General features: G+C 57.4%; 15 protein-coding genes. 10 read left to right on the top strand and 5 right to left on the bottom strand.

Annotated features, from left to right (window positions below):
- Positions 1-102: 102 nt before the first annotated feature.
- A complete protein-coding gene (locus tag G583_RS0104535) occupies positions 103-552 on the bottom strand; it encodes an acyl-CoA thioesterase (RefSeq protein ID WP_084677294.1) in 450 nt (149 codons plus the stop codon).
- A 161-nt stretch (positions 553-713) separates the two neighbouring features.
- On the bottom strand, positions 714-2,117 hold the full coding sequence (locus G583_RS0104530) for an amidase (protein ID WP_022870006.1): 1,404 nt from the start codon (positions 2,115-2,117) through the stop codon (positions 714-716).
- An 80-nt stretch (positions 2,118-2,197) separates the two neighbouring features.
- Here G583_RS0104530 and G583_RS0104525 point away from each other — a divergent pair, with 80 nt between their 5' ends.
- The gene (locus tag G583_RS0104525) at positions 2,198-2,524 is read left to right on the top strand and encodes a rhodanese-like domain-containing protein (protein WP_022870005.1); all 327 of its coding nucleotides are present in this window, start codon (positions 2,198-2,200) and stop codon (positions 2,522-2,524) included.
- Positions 2,525-2,551: 27 nt separating this feature from the next.
- Positions 2,552-3,478, top strand: a complete 927-nt coding sequence (pheA, locus tag G583_RS0104520) for a prephenate dehydratase (RefSeq protein ID WP_022870004.1) — start codon at positions 2,552-2,554, stop codon at positions 3,476-3,478.
- Here pheA and G583_RS14340 read toward each other — a convergent pair whose 3' ends face one another.
- Entirely contained in the window at positions 3,479-4,591 is a 1,113-nt protein-coding gene (locus G583_RS14340) for a diacylglycerol/lipid kinase family protein (protein WP_022870003.1), read from the bottom strand.
- Positions 4,592-4,635: 44 nt separating this feature from the next.
- On the opposite strand from G583_RS14340, the gene serS reads away from it, so the two are divergent.
- Both serS and G583_RS0104505 read left to right on the top strand, forming a co-directional pair.
- The gene (serS, locus tag G583_RS0104510; protein WP_022870002.1) at positions 4,636-5,916 is read left to right on the top strand and encodes a serine--tRNA ligase; all 1,281 of its coding nucleotides are present in this window, start codon (positions 4,636-4,638) and stop codon (positions 5,914-5,916) included.
- A gap of 112 nt (positions 5,917-6,028) precedes the next feature.
- Positions 6,029-6,820, top strand: coding sequence for a Cof-type HAD-IIB family hydrolase (locus G583_RS0104505; protein WP_029629259.1), 792 nt, complete (start codon positions 6,029-6,031; stop codon positions 6,818-6,820).
- Between the two features lie 39 nt (positions 6,821-6,859).
- Here G583_RS0104505 and G583_RS14335 read toward each other — a convergent pair whose 3' ends face one another.
- Positions 6,860-7,501 carry a hypothetical protein gene (locus G583_RS14335; protein ID WP_022870000.1) on the bottom strand — a complete coding sequence of 214 codons (642 nt, stop codon included), beginning with the start codon at positions 7,499-7,501 and terminating at the stop codon, positions 6,860-6,862.
- Positions 7,502-7,713: 212 nt separating this feature from the next.
- A complete protein-coding gene (locus G583_RS0104495) occupies positions 7,714-8,193 on the bottom strand; it encodes an inorganic diphosphatase (protein ID WP_022869999.1) in 480 nt (159 codons plus the stop codon).
- A gap of 167 nt (positions 8,194-8,360) precedes the next feature.
- Here G583_RS0104495 and G583_RS0104490 point away from each other — a divergent pair, with 167 nt between their 5' ends.
- The 6 genes from G583_RS0104490 (at position 8,361) to folE (ending at position 15,352) form a co-directional block, all read left to right on the top strand.
- Positions 8,361-9,908, top strand: a complete 1,548-nt coding sequence (locus tag G583_RS0104490) for a D-alanyl-D-alanine carboxypeptidase/D-alanyl-D-alanine-endopeptidase (protein ID WP_022869998.1) — start codon at positions 8,361-8,363, stop codon at positions 9,906-9,908.
- Between the two features lie 47 nt (positions 9,909-9,955).
- A complete protein-coding gene (locus G583_RS14330; RefSeq protein ID WP_022869997.1) occupies positions 9,956-10,972 on the top strand; it encodes a zinc-dependent metalloprotease in 1,017 nt (338 codons plus the stop codon).
- Between the two features lie 20 nt (positions 10,973-10,992).
- A complete protein-coding gene (tilS, locus tag G583_RS14325; RefSeq protein ID WP_022869996.1) occupies positions 10,993-12,114 on the top strand; it encodes a tRNA lysidine(34) synthetase TilS in 1,122 nt (373 codons plus the stop codon).
- A gap of 22 nt (positions 12,115-12,136) precedes the next feature.
- Entirely contained in the window at positions 12,137-12,688 is a 552-nt protein-coding gene (gene hpt / locus G583_RS0104475; RefSeq protein ID WP_022869995.1) for a hypoxanthine phosphoribosyltransferase, read from the top strand.
- Positions 12,689-12,781: 93 nt separating this feature from the next.
- The gene (ftsH, locus tag G583_RS14320; protein WP_022869994.1) at positions 12,782-14,779 is read left to right on the top strand and encodes an ATP-dependent zinc metalloprotease FtsH; all 1,998 of its coding nucleotides are present in this window, start codon (positions 12,782-12,784) and stop codon (positions 14,777-14,779) included.
- Positions 14,780-15,352 carry a GTP cyclohydrolase I FolE gene (folE, locus tag G583_RS16895; protein WP_022869993.1) on the top strand — a complete coding sequence of 191 codons (573 nt, stop codon included), beginning with the start codon at positions 14,780-14,782 and terminating at the stop codon, positions 15,350-15,352.
- Positions 15,353-15,361: the final 9 nt, after the last annotated feature.

Genomic DNA, 15,361 nt, shown 5'->3' with positions numbered 1-15,361 from the left:
AAAGTGACGCTTCGAGTGAGGTTCAGCAGTAGAAATTGCTGAAAAACGACTGCTTTATGACAGTGAAGCCGTCAGTGTGTGGTGCTAATCCACTGAGGGTGATTAGCGGGTTGGGAGCCGATCACGGTTATACGTGATGTCGTCGTAGCCGTGTGGTTGAGGTTTGCCGTCTTCATCCAAGGAAACGAAGACGATCTTTTCGATCGACAATATCAGGTTGCGTGTGATCATGTTTCGCACTTCTGCGCGCATCGTTAGCGATGTGCTTCCGAAATGGGTTGCTTTGAGTCCCATTTCGATCATGTCGCCCTGTACGGCCGAAGAAATGAAATTGATTTCGGACATCATTTTGGTCACGGCCCGGTGATTTCCCAGCTGCAAAATAGCGTAAATGGCGGCTTCTTCGTCGACCCAGCGGAGGAGCGCTCCGCCAAAGAGCGTGCTGTTGGCGTTGAGGTCCTCGGGTTTAACCCATTTCCGGGTGTGAAAATTCATTCCATCGTCGAGGACACTAAAGGCTTGAGTTTGTGGTGAAGTTGGTTCAGAAGTCATGGCACTCAGCATAGTTTGGCATGGGAACATCGAGAATAAGGTCCATCACAATTGCTGTGGTGGCGAACATTATTCGCCCCAGCGACGTTCCCGGGTACCAGAAGTTTCCGGGCAGGAAGATGGGCCCGCGCTGAACGCGAGCCCATCGTGGTTACGTGCGATTAGTCTGCTGAGCGTCGTTCCGCCACCAGGGTTTCGAGGCGGGCGCCGAGTCGCAGCAGTTGATCCTCGGCACCGATGCGCCCGATGGCCTGAATCGACCAGGACATCCCCTTTTCGTCGTCTTTGATTGGCACGGAAATCGCCGGGAGGCCCAGCACATTGATCATGGAACTGTATGGCGTGAACTTGCACTGATACTCATAGTCCTCCTGGGCCTCTTTGGCAGAGAAGGTGCCCACTGGCGGCGGAGTGAATGCCAGAACGGGTGTGAGGACGATATCGTACTGCCCAAATTGGCGGCGGGTATCTTGTGCCCAGTCGGTCAGGCGTTCGACGGCTTCCTCGTACTGCTCGGGCGTACGCGAGCGAGCCTGGCGTATGAAGTCCTTGGCCAGCGACTCCATCTGTTCCTCGGCGCCTTCAGCCAGTGGCATCCGGGTGAGGCCATTGGTCCACACGGTTTGAAAGTTCTTGTGATAATCCGGCAGGTAGGAAAAGTCCATTTCCTCAATGGATAGGCCCTCTTTGCTCAATAGAGACACGGCAAGCGTCAATGCTTGAACGGCCGACTGGGAGAGCGTGATTTCTAAATCTGGTTGAAACGGTGCGGCTGTGGTGTAACCAATCGACAGATTCCCGGCGGATTCCTGACCTTCGCGAGCCGCAGTCATGTACCGACCCTGCTGCTGTGTTGGGTCGACCAGCGCATCCATGAGCATGCCGGCGTCTTCGACGGTGCGTGCCAGGGGACCGGTGACCGTGAGGTTGGTGACGTGATCTGTCTGATCGTCGGAGGGGACCGTGCCACGGCCAGGTTTCAAGCCGATGAGGCCGGTTGCGGCCGCAGGAATACGGATCGATCCGCCGCCGTCGGAACCCGGGGCGACCGGCAACATGCCGGAGGCAACCGCGGCAGCAGCACCGCCGGAAGAGCCACCCGCGGTCAATTCTGGGCTCCGTGGATTCCGGGCAGGAGCCGAAATGTCATTATCTGAATGACACGAGAGGGCAAATTCGGGAATGGTGGTCTTGCCGACCTGCACAGCGCCTGAAGTGTTGGCATTGAGTGACAAGGGATCGTCACTGGTTTGCGGTGCAGTATTGACGAATAACTTGGAGCCAAAAGTAGTGACCATACCGGCCACGTTCACGGCGTCTTTGAAGGCTAACGGGAGGCCATGTAACGGCCCGACCACGCCGGTGGAAGCATACCTTGCATCGAGCTCATCGGCGCGAGCCAGGGCGGCGTCGTCATGCACCGTTATGAAAGCCCCCAAATCAGCTTTCGCCTTGATGACGGAGAGAAAATGTTCGGTGACTTGCCGGGCAGTATAGGTTCCGGCGGCAATCGCATCGCGCAGTTCGACCGCGCTCAACGAGCCAATGGCATGATTTTCGGTCATACGTTAACCCTATACGCCCACGAGCTCAATCTGGCCGGTTTTGCTGGTAGCCGGGCGTTTTGTTGGTTTATTATGGCCACATGAGTGACTTTGAAACCCTTAACGTAAACGAAGTACCCGATGACGCCCACATTCTGGACGTTCGAGATCCCTACGAATTCGACGCCGGGCACATTCCCGGGGCCATTAATATTCCGATGGATCAGCTGCCGGTCCGTATCGAAGAGCTCGACCCGGACACGGACTACTACGTCATCTGCCGAACCGGTGGCCGCTCCGCACGAGCCACACCGTATATGGAAATGCACGGCTACTCCGCGTTCAACGTCGCCGGTGGGTGTGGTGCCTGGTTAGAGGCAGATAAACCTTTGGTCTCTGAAACCGGCGCTGACCCCATCGTCCGCTAGGCAGTATACGGGGTACAGTAAACAGCCATGAAGTCGTTTGCGTATCTTGGTCCAGAAGGCACATTCACCGAAGCTGCCCTCCAGCGAGTTCCAGAAGGTCGTGGAGCAACAAAACTCGCGGCCGGTTCGGTGATTACAGCCCTGAACCATGTGCGCAGCGGCGAGGTTGACGCCGCCGTCGTCCCCATTGAAAATTCGGTCGAGGGCGGTGTCTCTGCCACCCTGGACGAAATTGCGGCGGGCAATGAACTCCATATTGTTCGCGAAGTTTTAGTGCCCATTAGTTTCATGTTGGTTGGACGTCCCGGTGGGCCACAAGAACTCGATCAGCTGACCAGCGTCTCAACCCATACCCATGCGTGGGCTCAGGTCCGCACCTGGGCTGAAGCAAATATCCCGCAGGCTGCCTTCGTACAGGCGTCGTCGACGGCCGCAGGCGCTCGCGGTTTACTTGACGACTCAACCGCCTATGACGCTGCCGTGTGTGCACCACATCTGGCGCGCGGACTCGATCTGCCGATTCTCGCAGAAGGCATTGAAGACACCGTCGGAGCCGTCACACGATTCGTTGTGGTCGCTCAGCCGGGCACGTTGCCCGAGCGCACCGGGTCCGATAAAACCTCACTGGTCGTACCACTGCCCGAGGACCATCCGGGCGCGCTGGTCCAAATTATGAACCAGTTTTCCACCCGCGGCATCAACCTATCGCGCATTGAATCCCGACCCACCGGTGAATACCTGGGCAAATACTTTTTCTCGATCGATCTTGAGGGTCACCTGGGCGAAGAACGCGTTGGCGCGGCCCTGGCAGCGCTCTACCGGATGTTTCCGGGTGTGCGATTCATAGGGTCGTATCCGCGAGCCGAACCTATCCCGTATTCCATCCCGGCCTATACCACCGACGACGCCTATCAGCGCGGCCGGGCCTGGGTGCAAAACATTCTCGACCGGTAGCTATTCCGCGTCGGGCGAGGGATCGACCGGCACCCGCACGCGCAACGAAAGTGGAATGGTCGTGGCCTTGACCTCTTTGATCTGCGGGATCGGATCGCCATCAATTTGGGCGACGAGCGGTTCTTCGAACACCATCCGGCAGGTACGCACCTGAAATGTCGTAACCCGCGGGCTCTTGCGCTTGGTGGTGAGGGCTGCACTGGCGACTTGAATCCAATCGACTAGGTGGCGCGGATCCAACAGTGCGACGTCCAGCAGTCCGTCGTCAATGACCGCATCGGGGAGCATATTGATGCCGCCGGTCAGGTAGCCGCAGTTGGCAATCATGGCTGAACGAACTCGATAGCGTTTGGGCTCCGTGCCATCCGATGACACCGTGACCGCGTGGCGTTTGCCCCGTAGATGTCGCACGCCCGCCTCGGTGTAGGCTAACCATCCGGCGGCGGCCTTGAGGCGGTCTGACGTTGAATGCATGATTTGTGCGTCGTAACCAGCGCCAGCAATCACCACTGACACCTGGTTGTCCCAGGTGTCGTCGTCGTGCAACATATCCAGGGACACGACATCCACGGCCCGCGATTGCCCGTTAAAGGCAATGGAAATGCACGAGTGGACATCGTTGATCGGCAATTTGAGATTTCGGGCCAGCAGGTTGCCCGTGCCCGTGGGGATGATTCCCATTTGCACATCGGTGTTGTACAAAACTTTTGCTGCAGCGCGTACCGTGCCATCCCCGCCGGCGATGACCACCAGCTGGGCGCCGTCTTGGACCGCGCGCTGGGTGGCCGCATAACCAGAGTCCTCAGGGTCTGTTTCATAAAATTTTGGCTCCGGGAGCCCAAACAGTGCGCAAGCCTGCGTGACCAACGGACGTGCCTGGTCGGCGGCAGCCTTCGCCGGGTTAAACACCATCGCCACGTGGTTCAACACGCCTAACCGCGAGGCGACTTGCGGCAACTCATATGCTTGGGTGAGTTGACCGGAAAGCTCCCGGTTGACATCCCGCAGTCGTGTCACACGAATATTGGCTTTACGCCAGGCAACGATCGCCACAATGGCCCCAATGATGGCGCAAACAGACACCACAATAAGCACGGTGGTTAACGGATTCATGTCACCAAGTGTAGGTCACACCCGGCTCAGGTAAGCTGATTGATGTGATTGACGTAAAGCATCTTGCCGAAAACCCTGACCTATACCGAGCCTCGCAGCGCGCACGCGAAGAGGATGAGTCACTGGTGGATCAGATCATCACCGCTGACGCCGACCGCCGTGCTGCACTCCAAACCTTTGAGCGCCTGCGTGCCGAACAAAACGTGGTGTCCAAAAAGATTGGCCAGGCCTCCGCAGACGAGAAGCAAGCCCTGTTGCGTTCGGTCAAAGAACTTTCGGCTAACGTCAAAACGGCCCAAGCTGAGGCCGATGCCGCCACCCGAGAACTTGAAGCCCTCAACAACCGTTTCCCCAACCTTATTGTTGAAGGGATCCCAGCCGGTGGCGAAGACAATTTTGCCGTGCTCAAAGAAATCGGTGATGTACCGAAGTTCGATTTTGAACCTCGCGATCACCTTGCGCTGGGCGAACTGTTGGGCGCCATCGATATGGAACGCGGCGCCAAAGTCTCGGGTTCGCGCTTCTACTTCCTCAAAGGCGTAGGCGCCCAACTTGAAATGGCACTGACCCAAATGGGCATGGCACAAGCAGCCGAAGCCGGTTTTACCCCAATCATCACGCCCACTCTGGTCCGCCCAGAAACCATGAACGGTACCGGATTCAACGTCGAGCACGACGACGAGATCTACCGCATCGAAAAGGATGACCTCTACCTGGTCGGCACTTCCGAAGTGGCGCTGGCCGGTTACCATGCCGACGAGATCCTCGACTTCAGTAACGGTCCCATCCGTTTCGCTGGTTACTCGACCTGCTACCGACGCGAAGCCGGAGCGGCTGGAAAAGACACCCGGGGCATCATCCGGGTCCACCAGTTCAATAAACTGGAAATGTTTATCTACACCACCGTCGAGGAAGCCGAAGCTGAGCATGAACGCCTACTCGCGTGGGAAGAAGACATGCTGGCCAAGATCGAGGTGCCCTACCGGGTGATCGATACCGCCGCCGGCGACCTCGGCCCTTCCGCCGCCCGCAAGTTCGACTGTGAAGCATGGGTCCCCACTCAGCAGGACTACCGCGAACTGACGTCGACCTCGAACTGCACGACGTTCCAAACGCGTCGTCACAATGTTCGTCAACGCCTCTTTAACGACGACGGCTCACGCGCCGGAACACGGATGGCAGCGACCCTCAACGGAACGTTGGCCACGACCCGCTGGCTGGTTGCGATTTTGGAAAACCACCAGAACGCTGACGGTTCAGTCAACGTCCCCACGGCGCTGCAGCCATACATGGGCGGCAAAACCGTACTCGAACCCGTCAAATAACCACGGGATATCGCCAGTCGTCGCGAAGTAATTTGACCAAATTTCCTGCCACGTTCGCGTGTGTTCGCCTCGCGTTCATCGCAACGTTGCCCAACATGATTGACTAGTGATTATGAACAAAAAGATGGTCTGTTTAGACGTAGACGGAACGATCGTGGACTTTGATGGCCACATGTACCCAGAAGTACGTGCCGAGATTATCAATGTCATGGAAGCCGGCCACCACGTGCTGATTGCCACCGGACGAGCCTTCCACGCGACCCTACCGATCGCTCGCGACCTCGGACTCCACTCCGGCTACTCGGTGTGCTCCAATGGAGGCGTCTCGTTGCGTCTGGATCCAAAACTGGATGAAGGTTTCGAAGTCATCGCCCGCAGTACATTCGATCCCTCGTCCGTGCTGGACGCGCTCAGTGAGCGCATCCCGATGGCGAAGTTCGCGATTGAAGACGATAACGGACGATACCTCTCGACCGAACGCTTCCAAGACTTCAGCTTCGGAATACAAGCTACCGGTGTGACGTTTGAAGAACTCCAAGAAACCACTGCGGTACGCCTCGTGGTGTTCTCGCAGGACTCCTCAACACAAGAATTTGCTGAGGCCATCGAAACCCTGGGGCTGCAAGGTATTACATACTCGGTTGGGTATAACGCCTGGCTGGATGTTGCCGGCGCTGGGGTTTCGAAAGCCTCGGGCCTGGAAGCGCTACGGCAGATTCTGCACGTCGAGCCGGAAGACACCGTCGCCATCGGTGACGGGTTTAACGACGTCGAAATGTTGGAATGGGCTGGTCGTGGGGTGGCCATGGGCCAAGCACCACGTGAGGTCAAACAGGTTGCCGACGAGATTACCGGAACTGTACACGACGGCGGACTCGCTACCGTACTGCGCACGCTCCTCTAAGCGCCACTATGCGCACGCTCCTCTAAGCGCCACTAGGAGCTACAGTCCACTATTCGACTGGATGGCGACGGCTGAATCCGTCTGGTCTAAGAGCAGCCCCACCGTGGCACGGACGTCGTGCTCGGTGTTGTAGAGGGAACGTTTGATCGCTTGGGAAACGGCTTGGACGGTCATCCCCAGTTCTTGGGCAACTCTGCGTTGCTGACCGCGCACACCGGGGACCAGCCGATCCAGGACCGCCCATTCGGCCTCGGAACGCCGGGATACAATGTGTCCGAGCAGCTGCAACACGCTTTGTGCATGTTTGCCCAGCTGGGTCGGGTCGACACCACGTGGCGGTTTTGCCGCCTCGATACGTAGTGGCACCAGTTGGCCCTGTTTCGATGCCAATGAAAGGGCCAATTCGGCGGCTTTCACGCCGGAGCCTTCAAGTCTGCCCTGACTATTCTCGGCAACACCCCCGACGCCAATACCGACATTCCAGTCCTGTAGCCGCATGGCGTGCATGGCGACTTCGACGAGTTGTTGCGATGAGCCCACAATCTGTTTGTAGGCCGTAGGGTCTGCGGCGCGTGAAGCGGGGAAGTCGATACCCAAACGTTGCTCTACGTCGTGCCGCAACGACGATAATTGCTGTTCGCTTGGTTCGGCAGAGCGTTGAGTCATCATCAAAACAAACATATTTCCATCCTTGCACGTACCCAACACCTAGCGCGAGGGACTGCGGCGTAATCAACGGCAAGTTCTTTACTCGTAAATACAGTAAAACGCCGTAAGAACGGATTCTTACGGCGTTTACTGGTCTGAGAACACTGGAAGTTGTATATTACCCCAGCGCGAAATTCCTCAAACCGGACGGATACGAGGCCTGGTTCGAGCCGATTTTCGAGATTTTAGCCTTGAAAACGATCGATCGAGGCTTGGAGTTCAGCTTCGGCAGCTTCGCGGCCCTTCCAGCCTTCAGCTTTGACCCATTTACCGGGTTCCAAGTCTTTGTACCGGGTGAAGAAGTGCTCGATTTCTTTGACCAGATACTGCTCAATGTCTTCGAGCTCTTTGATGTGGTCGTAGCGAGGGTCATTTGGTACACACAGCACCTTATCGTCACCACCGCCGTCATCGGTCATCGAAAAGATCCCGATGGGACGCGCTTCAACAACGATGTTTGGTAGCAGATCGAAGCCCGGGAGGTACACCAGAGCATCCAGCGGGTCGCCGTCTTCGCCCAGCGTGTTGTCGAAAAACCCGTAGTGAGTTGGGTATTCCATGGACGTGAAGAGCACGCGGTCCAAGTGCAGACGGCCGGTCTTTTCGTTGATTTCGTACTTGACTCGAGAGCCGGCTGGGATCTCAATGGTGACGTCGTGGTGCATAATTTCTCCATCTCCTCGGGGTATGTCTTGTCGCACCGAATTGATCAGGCGCAAGCGTATGCTTGGTCTAAGGTTATTACGTGCACAGGCGATTCGCCCAAATAAGCGTACAACGTGCAACGATTTTAACGGGATAAGGCGAAAACAGTTCGACAGGTGACAGCATAATGGCAGCGAAATCCACCGGCCGGCGGGCAGACCGCAACCGGCAGGCTCGCCGCCCCAACGCATGGTTGCTCGGACTATTCATCGGCATCGTTGGTGGCACCGCAGTAGCCGTGACCTACCCGGCACCCAGCGTCGACGTCATGAAAATCCAGGCCAACGACTGGTACACCAACATGCGAGATCTGGTGGCCCCCGAAAACCAAGCCGCCGGAGGTGTGACACCCTCCGACCCACAAATCTATGCAGCCCCGCCGGTTAGCCTCCCGCCCGAAGCAGATGTTGACGATGCCACTATCGACGATATGGATGCCTTGGTGGATGTCACCGCACCACAGCCCAACGCTGATGAGCTTGGTGATGCACTAAACGACGAAATCGCGGACCTAGAGTACACCCACCGTGTACGAGTCACCGATGTGGCCACCGGAAAGCTGCTCTATAACGCAGGCGGTGAGGACGCGATTGTGCCGGCCTCGACCCTGAAGCTCTTCACCGGTGTCAGTGCGCTGGAGCATCTGGGCACCGATCACCGGTTTGTTACCTCTGCGGGCTATGATCCTGCGACCGGCGTGGTGCTGATCGGCGGGGGAGACGGCATGTTGTCCACCGGGGAAAGTACCGGGCGCACGATGGGACGCGCCGGTCTTGGTGATCTGGCGCAAGAAACCTGGGATGTCATTGCCGAGGAACTACCCGAAGGCCAGACCACGATTGATGTGTGGGCGGATGTATCTCGGTACGCGCAACCGACGGTGCATCCCTCATGGACTGAAGGCCTCATGACCTCGGGCTGGGTCTCGCCGGTCTACCCGATGAACACTTATGGTGGCTTCGTGTCGAACCCGTTCTATGACAGGACCGCGGTCGAAGACGGGGCGGTCAGTACGGGTGGCGCCTACGCGCAGCGGCTGACCGAACTTGCTCAAGCCGACGGACGACAGGTGGAATTTCGCTACGCCGGGCAACGAAGCCAACCGACGCAGGTAGAGCCGATTGCTCAAGTGCACTCGGCACGCCTGGGTCAGCAACTCGAATACGCCATGAAGCAGTCCAATAACATGCTGTTTGAGATCTTTGGTCGCGAAGCCGCCCTGGCTGCGGGCAACAGTCCGGACTTTCAAGGCTCCACCCAAACCACAATGGACGCCGTCCAACAACTGGGAATTTCCACCGAACACCTCAATTTTCTTGATAACAGTGGGCTTTCCCCTAATAGTCGTGCCACGCTGGAATCTATGACTCAGTTGTATGACGTCGTGATGAGCGAAGAACATCTGCGGCCGGTTGTGCACTCGTTGACGATCGCCGGCTATGACGGGACCATGCGAAACCGGCTGGCCGAAGCACCATATTCGGGTCTCGTCCGGTCGAAGACTGGCACATTGGAAGTGGCCAGTTCCAACGCCGGTATGACCGTCACCGTCGACGGTCGAGCGCTCTGGTTTGCGATCAACACCGCCGGGGCCGAGGAGGACTACGCGGGAGCTCGTGCCGAACAAGATCGCCTCACCCAGGTGATCACCGACTGTGGATGCAGCGGTGAGTAACGCACGACGTCATTGGTAAAAACGTTTCAACGTGATGGGATAGACCTATGCAGATTTTTAATCAGAACGTAGCCGCTTCGACCGGGCGAAGCCTCGTGCCCCCGGGACCTCGAGTTCCGGCCACCGATGCCATCGTCGAAGCCGAAGGGCTCCGTGCCGCCGCGTTTACCGCCGCCGAACACGTCGCTGAGCTCAGTAAGCTCCCGGCAGTGCAACACTGGGACGCCACGACGATCGCCAACGACGTCGATATTCTGGTGGTCGACCGTCCCGGCTGGATCAGTGGTAACGCTGAATCATTGCAGGTCATGCTCAACCCTGCGTTTCAGCAACTCGAACAGCAGAACCCAGAGCTGGTAAAAACCATGGGATCCGGTGCAACGGCAGCATTTTCGGGAGCACAGGTCGGCTCTGTGCTGGCCTTCCTGTCGACCAAAGTCCTGGGACAATTTGAACCCTATGCGGCACAAGCGCGCGGTGGGAACCCACGGTTGATGCTGGTGGCCCCGAACGTGATGATGATCCGTGACGAGCTCAACCTGGATGCCGAAGACTTCCAATTCTGGGTGAGCCTGCACGAACTGACCCACGTGGCCCAATTTGCTCAAGCACCGTGGCTGGCCGACCATATTCTGAGTATCGCTACCGAGTACCTGACCACCAATTTATTGCCGGTTGCCGAAAGTGAACTCAGCGCCGACGAGAAAAAAGAGCGTACCGGTGCTTTAGAAGCCCAGATTACCGGGGTCATGTCTCTGCTGGAGGGCCACGCCAACGTCATCATGGATGCCGTGGACCCCAGCATGGTGCCCACCGTCAAAGTCATTCGCGAACGCTTCGACGCCCGTTCGTCGAAAATCAAATGGTTTGGACAAATCTTGCGCAAAATCTTTGGCCTCGATGCCAAAGCAAAACAGTATAAGCAAGGACAGTCCTTCGTCTCGGCGGTGGTCGATCGCGTTGGCATGGACCAGTTCAACGTGGTGTGGCAGCAACCAGAACACTTACCAACTGCCGACGAGCTGCATGACGCCGATGCCTGGACCGCCCGCGTGCTGGGCTAACGAGCACTGATAACCAACACATGGAACCGGCATACTCCCAGATGCAACTGCCCGGCGGCCCCGAAGCATGGCCGCCGTCGGCTGCATGGCCGACTGCCGTGCATGCCGGCGTCGCCACACTCAAAGTCCTGGCCCAACGCTGGGGTGTCCAAGCCGGTGGGGCGCCCATACTTGTGGGAGTATCCGGCGGCGCAGATTCGCTGGCCCTAGCCGTGCTGGCCGCAGAGACACAACGGGTGACCGGACTCCGGTTTGGGGCCGTGATCTTAGACCATCAGCTCCAACAGGTCACTGCAGATGTGGCACAGCGGACCGCACGAATTTGTACACACTTGGGATTAGCCCCGGTGCTGCGAGATAACGTGCAGGTGATCCAGCAGGGCGATGGCCTGGAAGCCGCAGCGCGGCAAGCCCGCTACGGTGCGTTCGTGCGTCTGGCAGCAACCACGAACGCGGCAGGAGTGGTGACCGCCCATACCGCTAATGATCAGGCCGAACAAGTACTGCTCGGGCTGGCACGAGGCTCCGGATTACGTTCACTGGCCGGGATCAGAGAAACGCGTGAGCATGTCTTGGCCGACTACAAACCAGTGCGGATCGGCCGCCCCTTATTGGAGCTGACACGAGACGATACTGAAACGATCTGCGCTTGGGCCGGTCTGCAGTATTTTCAGGATCCGATGAATGACGACTTGTCCCTGGCACGGATTCGAGTCCGCCAGCAACTCCTGCCTGCCCTCACTGATCCGACCACGGGTCTGGGGCACGGAGTTTTTGCGGGGTTGGTCACAACAGCAGCACTGGCTGCTGACGATCTGGACGTACTGGAAGACCTGGCCGCTGAGGCCTACGGTGCGCTCGCAGTCGCCGAAACGACCCGAATTCACTTCCCACTTGCGCAAATGCAAGGTTTAAAACCTGCCATTCTGCGCAGAGTTGTGGCACTGGCCGCACAACATTTCGGCGCACCACAACCTTCTGCAGAACGCTTGGCGGCCGTTCAGAGACTGGTCTCTCCACCGATTGGACGGGCCTCATCGCCTGGACCGGTGCAGTTAGAAGGACATGTGAGTGTGTATCGAGAAAAAGTGACCCACGAATATGCAAAACTATTAGTTATTCGCTCAAACACGAGCGACTAACCTGACACTACGAGGAGTGACAATGAAGGCCGAAGACGTTTCAGGCGATTTAGAGTCGGTGCTACTCGACCGCGAAGAAATTGATGGCATCGTCCAGGACCTGGCTGTCAAAATTGACCGCGACTACGAGGGCAAGGATGTGCTGCTCGTCGGAGTGCTCAAGGGTGCGCTCATGATCATGGCGGATCTCTCACGAGCAATGAAGTCACAGGTCACCATCGACTTTATGGCGGTTTCCTCCTACGGTTCCGGCACAAAATCCTCCGGTGTAGTGCGGATTTTGAAAGACCTCGAAGAAGATCTCATGGATCGCCACGTGTTGATCGTTGAAGACATCGTCGACTCCGGGCTGACACTGTCCTGGCTGAAAACCAACTTGGAATCGCGCGGTCCGGCTTCCGTAGAGATTGTCACGTTGTTGCGTAAACCAGAAGCTCTGGCCGTAGACATTGATGTGAAATACATCGGCCGTGACATCCCCAATGAGTTTGTGGTTGGCTACGGCCTGGACTTCAACCAGAAATATCGCAACCTGGATATTTTGGGAACACTGGCTCCGCACGTCTACCAGTAGGACGTATCACCGTTTCCTTTTTGTGCTTCCACCGATTGCGAAAGGAAATGAGACGTAGTCTTTTTGGGCTGCTGAACCAGGTAGCTTAGAAGGGTGAAAGCCAAGAACATCTTTAAGGGACCGGTCATTTGGATCGTCCTCGCAGTTTTAGCGTTACTCATCGTCGTACCGGTGCTGTCGGGTTCCTCGACAAACCGTGTGGATACCTCGGTGGGTATCGAACTGTTGGAGGACGACAAAGCGAGCCAAGCGCTGCTGGACGACAATGATCATCGAGTCGACCTAACACTGCGCGAAGATTTCCACCACGAAGACCGCAACCTGGGTACCCAGGTACACTTCTTCTACTCAACGGATCGCGCTGAGGCCGTCACGACGCACATCGCGGATTCGAACGTGGATGACTACACGGACGAGCCGGTGCAGTCGAACTGGCTGCTGTCCATGCTTGGCTTTTTGATTCCGTTCATTCTCATTGCCCTGCTGTTCTGGTTCTTGCTGTCCCGCATGCAGGGTGGCGGCAGCCAAATGATGAAGTTTGGTAAGTCGCAGGCCAAACTCATGTCGAAAGACACCCCGCAGGTCACCTTCAAAGATGTGGCTGGTTCTGATGAGGCCGTTGAAGAACTGTATGAGATTAAAGAATTCCTCACCGAACCCGAGAAGTTCAAGGCCGTTGGCGCCAAAATCCCAACCGGTGTGCTGTTATATGGCCCTCCGGGCACGGGTAAAACGCTGATTGCACGCGCACTGGCCGGTGAAGCAAGTGTGCCGTTCTACACGATTTCAGGTTCTGACTTCGTGGAAATGTTCGTTGGTGTCGGCGCATCTCGTGTTCGCGACCTGTTCAACGAGGCCAAGAAGAACGCCCCGGCAATCATTTTCGTCGATGAGATCGACGCTGTAGGTCGTCACCGTGGCGCCGGTGTCGGTGGCGGAAATGACGAACGCGAACAGACCCTGAACCAGCTGCTGGTTGAGATGGATGGCTTCGACGAAAACTCGAACGTCATTCTGATCGCGGCCACCAACCGTCCCGATGTTCTGGACCCGGCGCTGCTGCGTCCCGGCCGTTTCGACCGTCAGGTACCGGTTGAGGCTCCATCGCTTGAAGGACGCCTGCAAATTCTGAAGGTCCACGCACAGGGCAAACCGCTAGTTGAGAACATCGATCTGTACGGCCTAGCCCAGCGCACCCCCGGTTTCTCGGGTGCAGATCTGGCCAACGTGCTCAATGAAGCAGCACTCTTGACGGCGCGTTCGAATGCGCACCTGATCGACAATCGTGCCGTCGACGAGGCGGTTGATCGTGTGATGGCCGGCCCGCAGAAGAAGACTCGTTTGATGAACGACCACGAACGAAAAGTCACCGCCTACCACGAAGGTGGGCACGCTCTGGTGGCCGCCGGGTTGAACCACTCGGCACCGGTTTCAAAGGTCACGATTCTGCCGCGCGGTCGGGCCCTAGGCTACACGATGGTTGTCCCGGACGAAGACAAATACTCGGTAACCCGCAACGAACTGCTCGACCAGTTAGCCTATGCGCTGGGCGGCCGTGTCGCCGAGGAGATTGTCTTCCACGACCCATCAACGGGTGCGTCTAATGACATCACCAAAGCGACCGATACCGCGCGCAAGATGATTACCGAATACGGCATGTCATCACGTGTCGGTACCGTCAAACTGGGCTCCGGAAACGACGAGCCATTCCTGGGCCGCGATATGGGCTCAGGACGCGACTACTCTGATGAACTGGCCTTCGTCGTTGATGAAGAAGTCCGCAAACTACTCGACGATGCCCACGCCGAAGCCTACTGGGTGTTGAACACTAACCGGCACATCCTGGATGACCTGGCATCGAAACTGCTGGAACAGGAAACCTTGAATCGCCACGAATTGGCAGATATTTTTGCCAACGTGCACAAGTACACTCCGCGTAACACGTGGCTCTTCCACGAGGACCGTCCGGTCTCAGATCTGCCCCCGGTCGGCATGCCTGAAGGTACCGCCACGGATAAGCACCCGGAGAATTCATCAGCTACCACCGACGAAGCCCCCAGCGGCTCGCCCGGTGACGACCAGGAGAACTAAATGATGGACCAACCCAGAATCGAAGCGGCGGTTCGTGAGATTCTGTTGGCTGTGGGGGAGGACCCAGACCGTGATGGTCTGGTGGATACCCCTGCCCGGGTTGCCCGAGCATATGGTGAATTTTTTGCCGGGCTCCACCAAGATCCAGCCGACATTCTTGGCACCACCTTCGATATTTCGCACGAGGAACTGGTCTTAGTCAAAGACATCGAGTTCTATTCGATGTGTGAGCACCACCTGGTCCCATTCCATGGCAAAGCACACATCGGGTACATCCCCTCGGCAGAGGGCAAAGTCACCGGACTGTCGAAACTTGCCAGGCTCGTCGAACTCTACGCACGCCGTCCACAGGTTCAGGAACGCCTGAACACCCAGATTGTCGAAGCCATCATGGAACACTTGAATCCGGCCGGTGCCATCGTGGTGCTGTCTGCCGAACACATGTGTATGTCGATGCGCGGCGTGCAGAAACCGCACGCGAAAACCGTCACGTCTGCGGTCCGCGGGCAGTTGCGGGAACCGTCCACGCGTAATGAGGCCATGAGTCTGATTCTTAACGCCGGGGTACACTAAAGCCGGTAC

The sequence above is a fragment of the Yaniella halotolerans DSM 15476 genome (assembly GCF_000420805.1).
Lineage (GTDB): Bacteria > Actinomycetota > Actinomycetes > Actinomycetales > Micrococcaceae > Yaniella > Yaniella halotolerans.
Note: the sequence above shows the minus strand (reverse complement) of the source record. Positions and strands in the feature narration are given on the sequence as shown.

Coding starts and splice junctions, on each gene's coding strand:
- G583_RS0104535 (WP_084677294.1), bottom strand. CDS start 552: ATGACTTCTGAACCAACTTCACCACAAACTCAAGCCTTTAGTGTCCTC.
- G583_RS0104530 (WP_022870006.1), bottom strand. CDS start 2,117: ATGACCGAAAATCATGCCATTGGCTCGTTGAGCGCGGTCGAACTGCGC.
- G583_RS0104525 (WP_022870005.1), top strand. CDS start 2,198: ATGAGTGACTTTGAAACCCTTAACGTAAACGAAGTACCCGATGACGCC.
- pheA (WP_022870004.1), top strand. CDS start 2,552: ATGAAGTCGTTTGCGTATCTTGGTCCAGAAGGCACATTCACCGAAGCT.
- G583_RS14340 (WP_022870003.1), bottom strand. CDS start 4,591: ATGAATCCGTTAACCACCGTGCTTATTGTGGTGTCTGTTTGCGCCATC.
- G583_RS0104505 (WP_029629259.1), top strand. CDS start 6,029: ATGAACAAAAAGATGGTCTGTTTAGACGTAGACGGAACGATCGTGGAC.
- G583_RS14335 (WP_022870000.1), bottom strand. CDS start 7,501: ATGTTTGTTTTGATGATGACTCAACGCTCTGCCGAACCAAGCGAACAG.
- G583_RS0104495 (WP_022869999.1), bottom strand. CDS start 8,193: ATGCACCACGACGTCACCATTGAGATCCCAGCCGGCTCTCGAGTCAAG.
- G583_RS0104490 (WP_022869998.1), top strand. CDS start 8,361: ATGGCAGCGAAATCCACCGGCCGGCGGGCAGACCGCAACCGGCAGGCT.
- G583_RS14330 (WP_022869997.1), top strand. CDS start 9,956: ATGCAGATTTTTAATCAGAACGTAGCCGCTTCGACCGGGCGAAGCCTC.
- tilS (WP_022869996.1), top strand. CDS start 10,993: ATGGAACCGGCATACTCCCAGATGCAACTGCCCGGCGGCCCCGAAGCA.
- hpt (WP_022869995.1), top strand. CDS start 12,137: ATGAAGGCCGAAGACGTTTCAGGCGATTTAGAGTCGGTGCTACTCGAC.
- folE (WP_022869993.1), top strand. CDS start 14,780: ATGATGGACCAACCCAGAATCGAAGCGGCGGTTCGTGAGATTCTGTTG.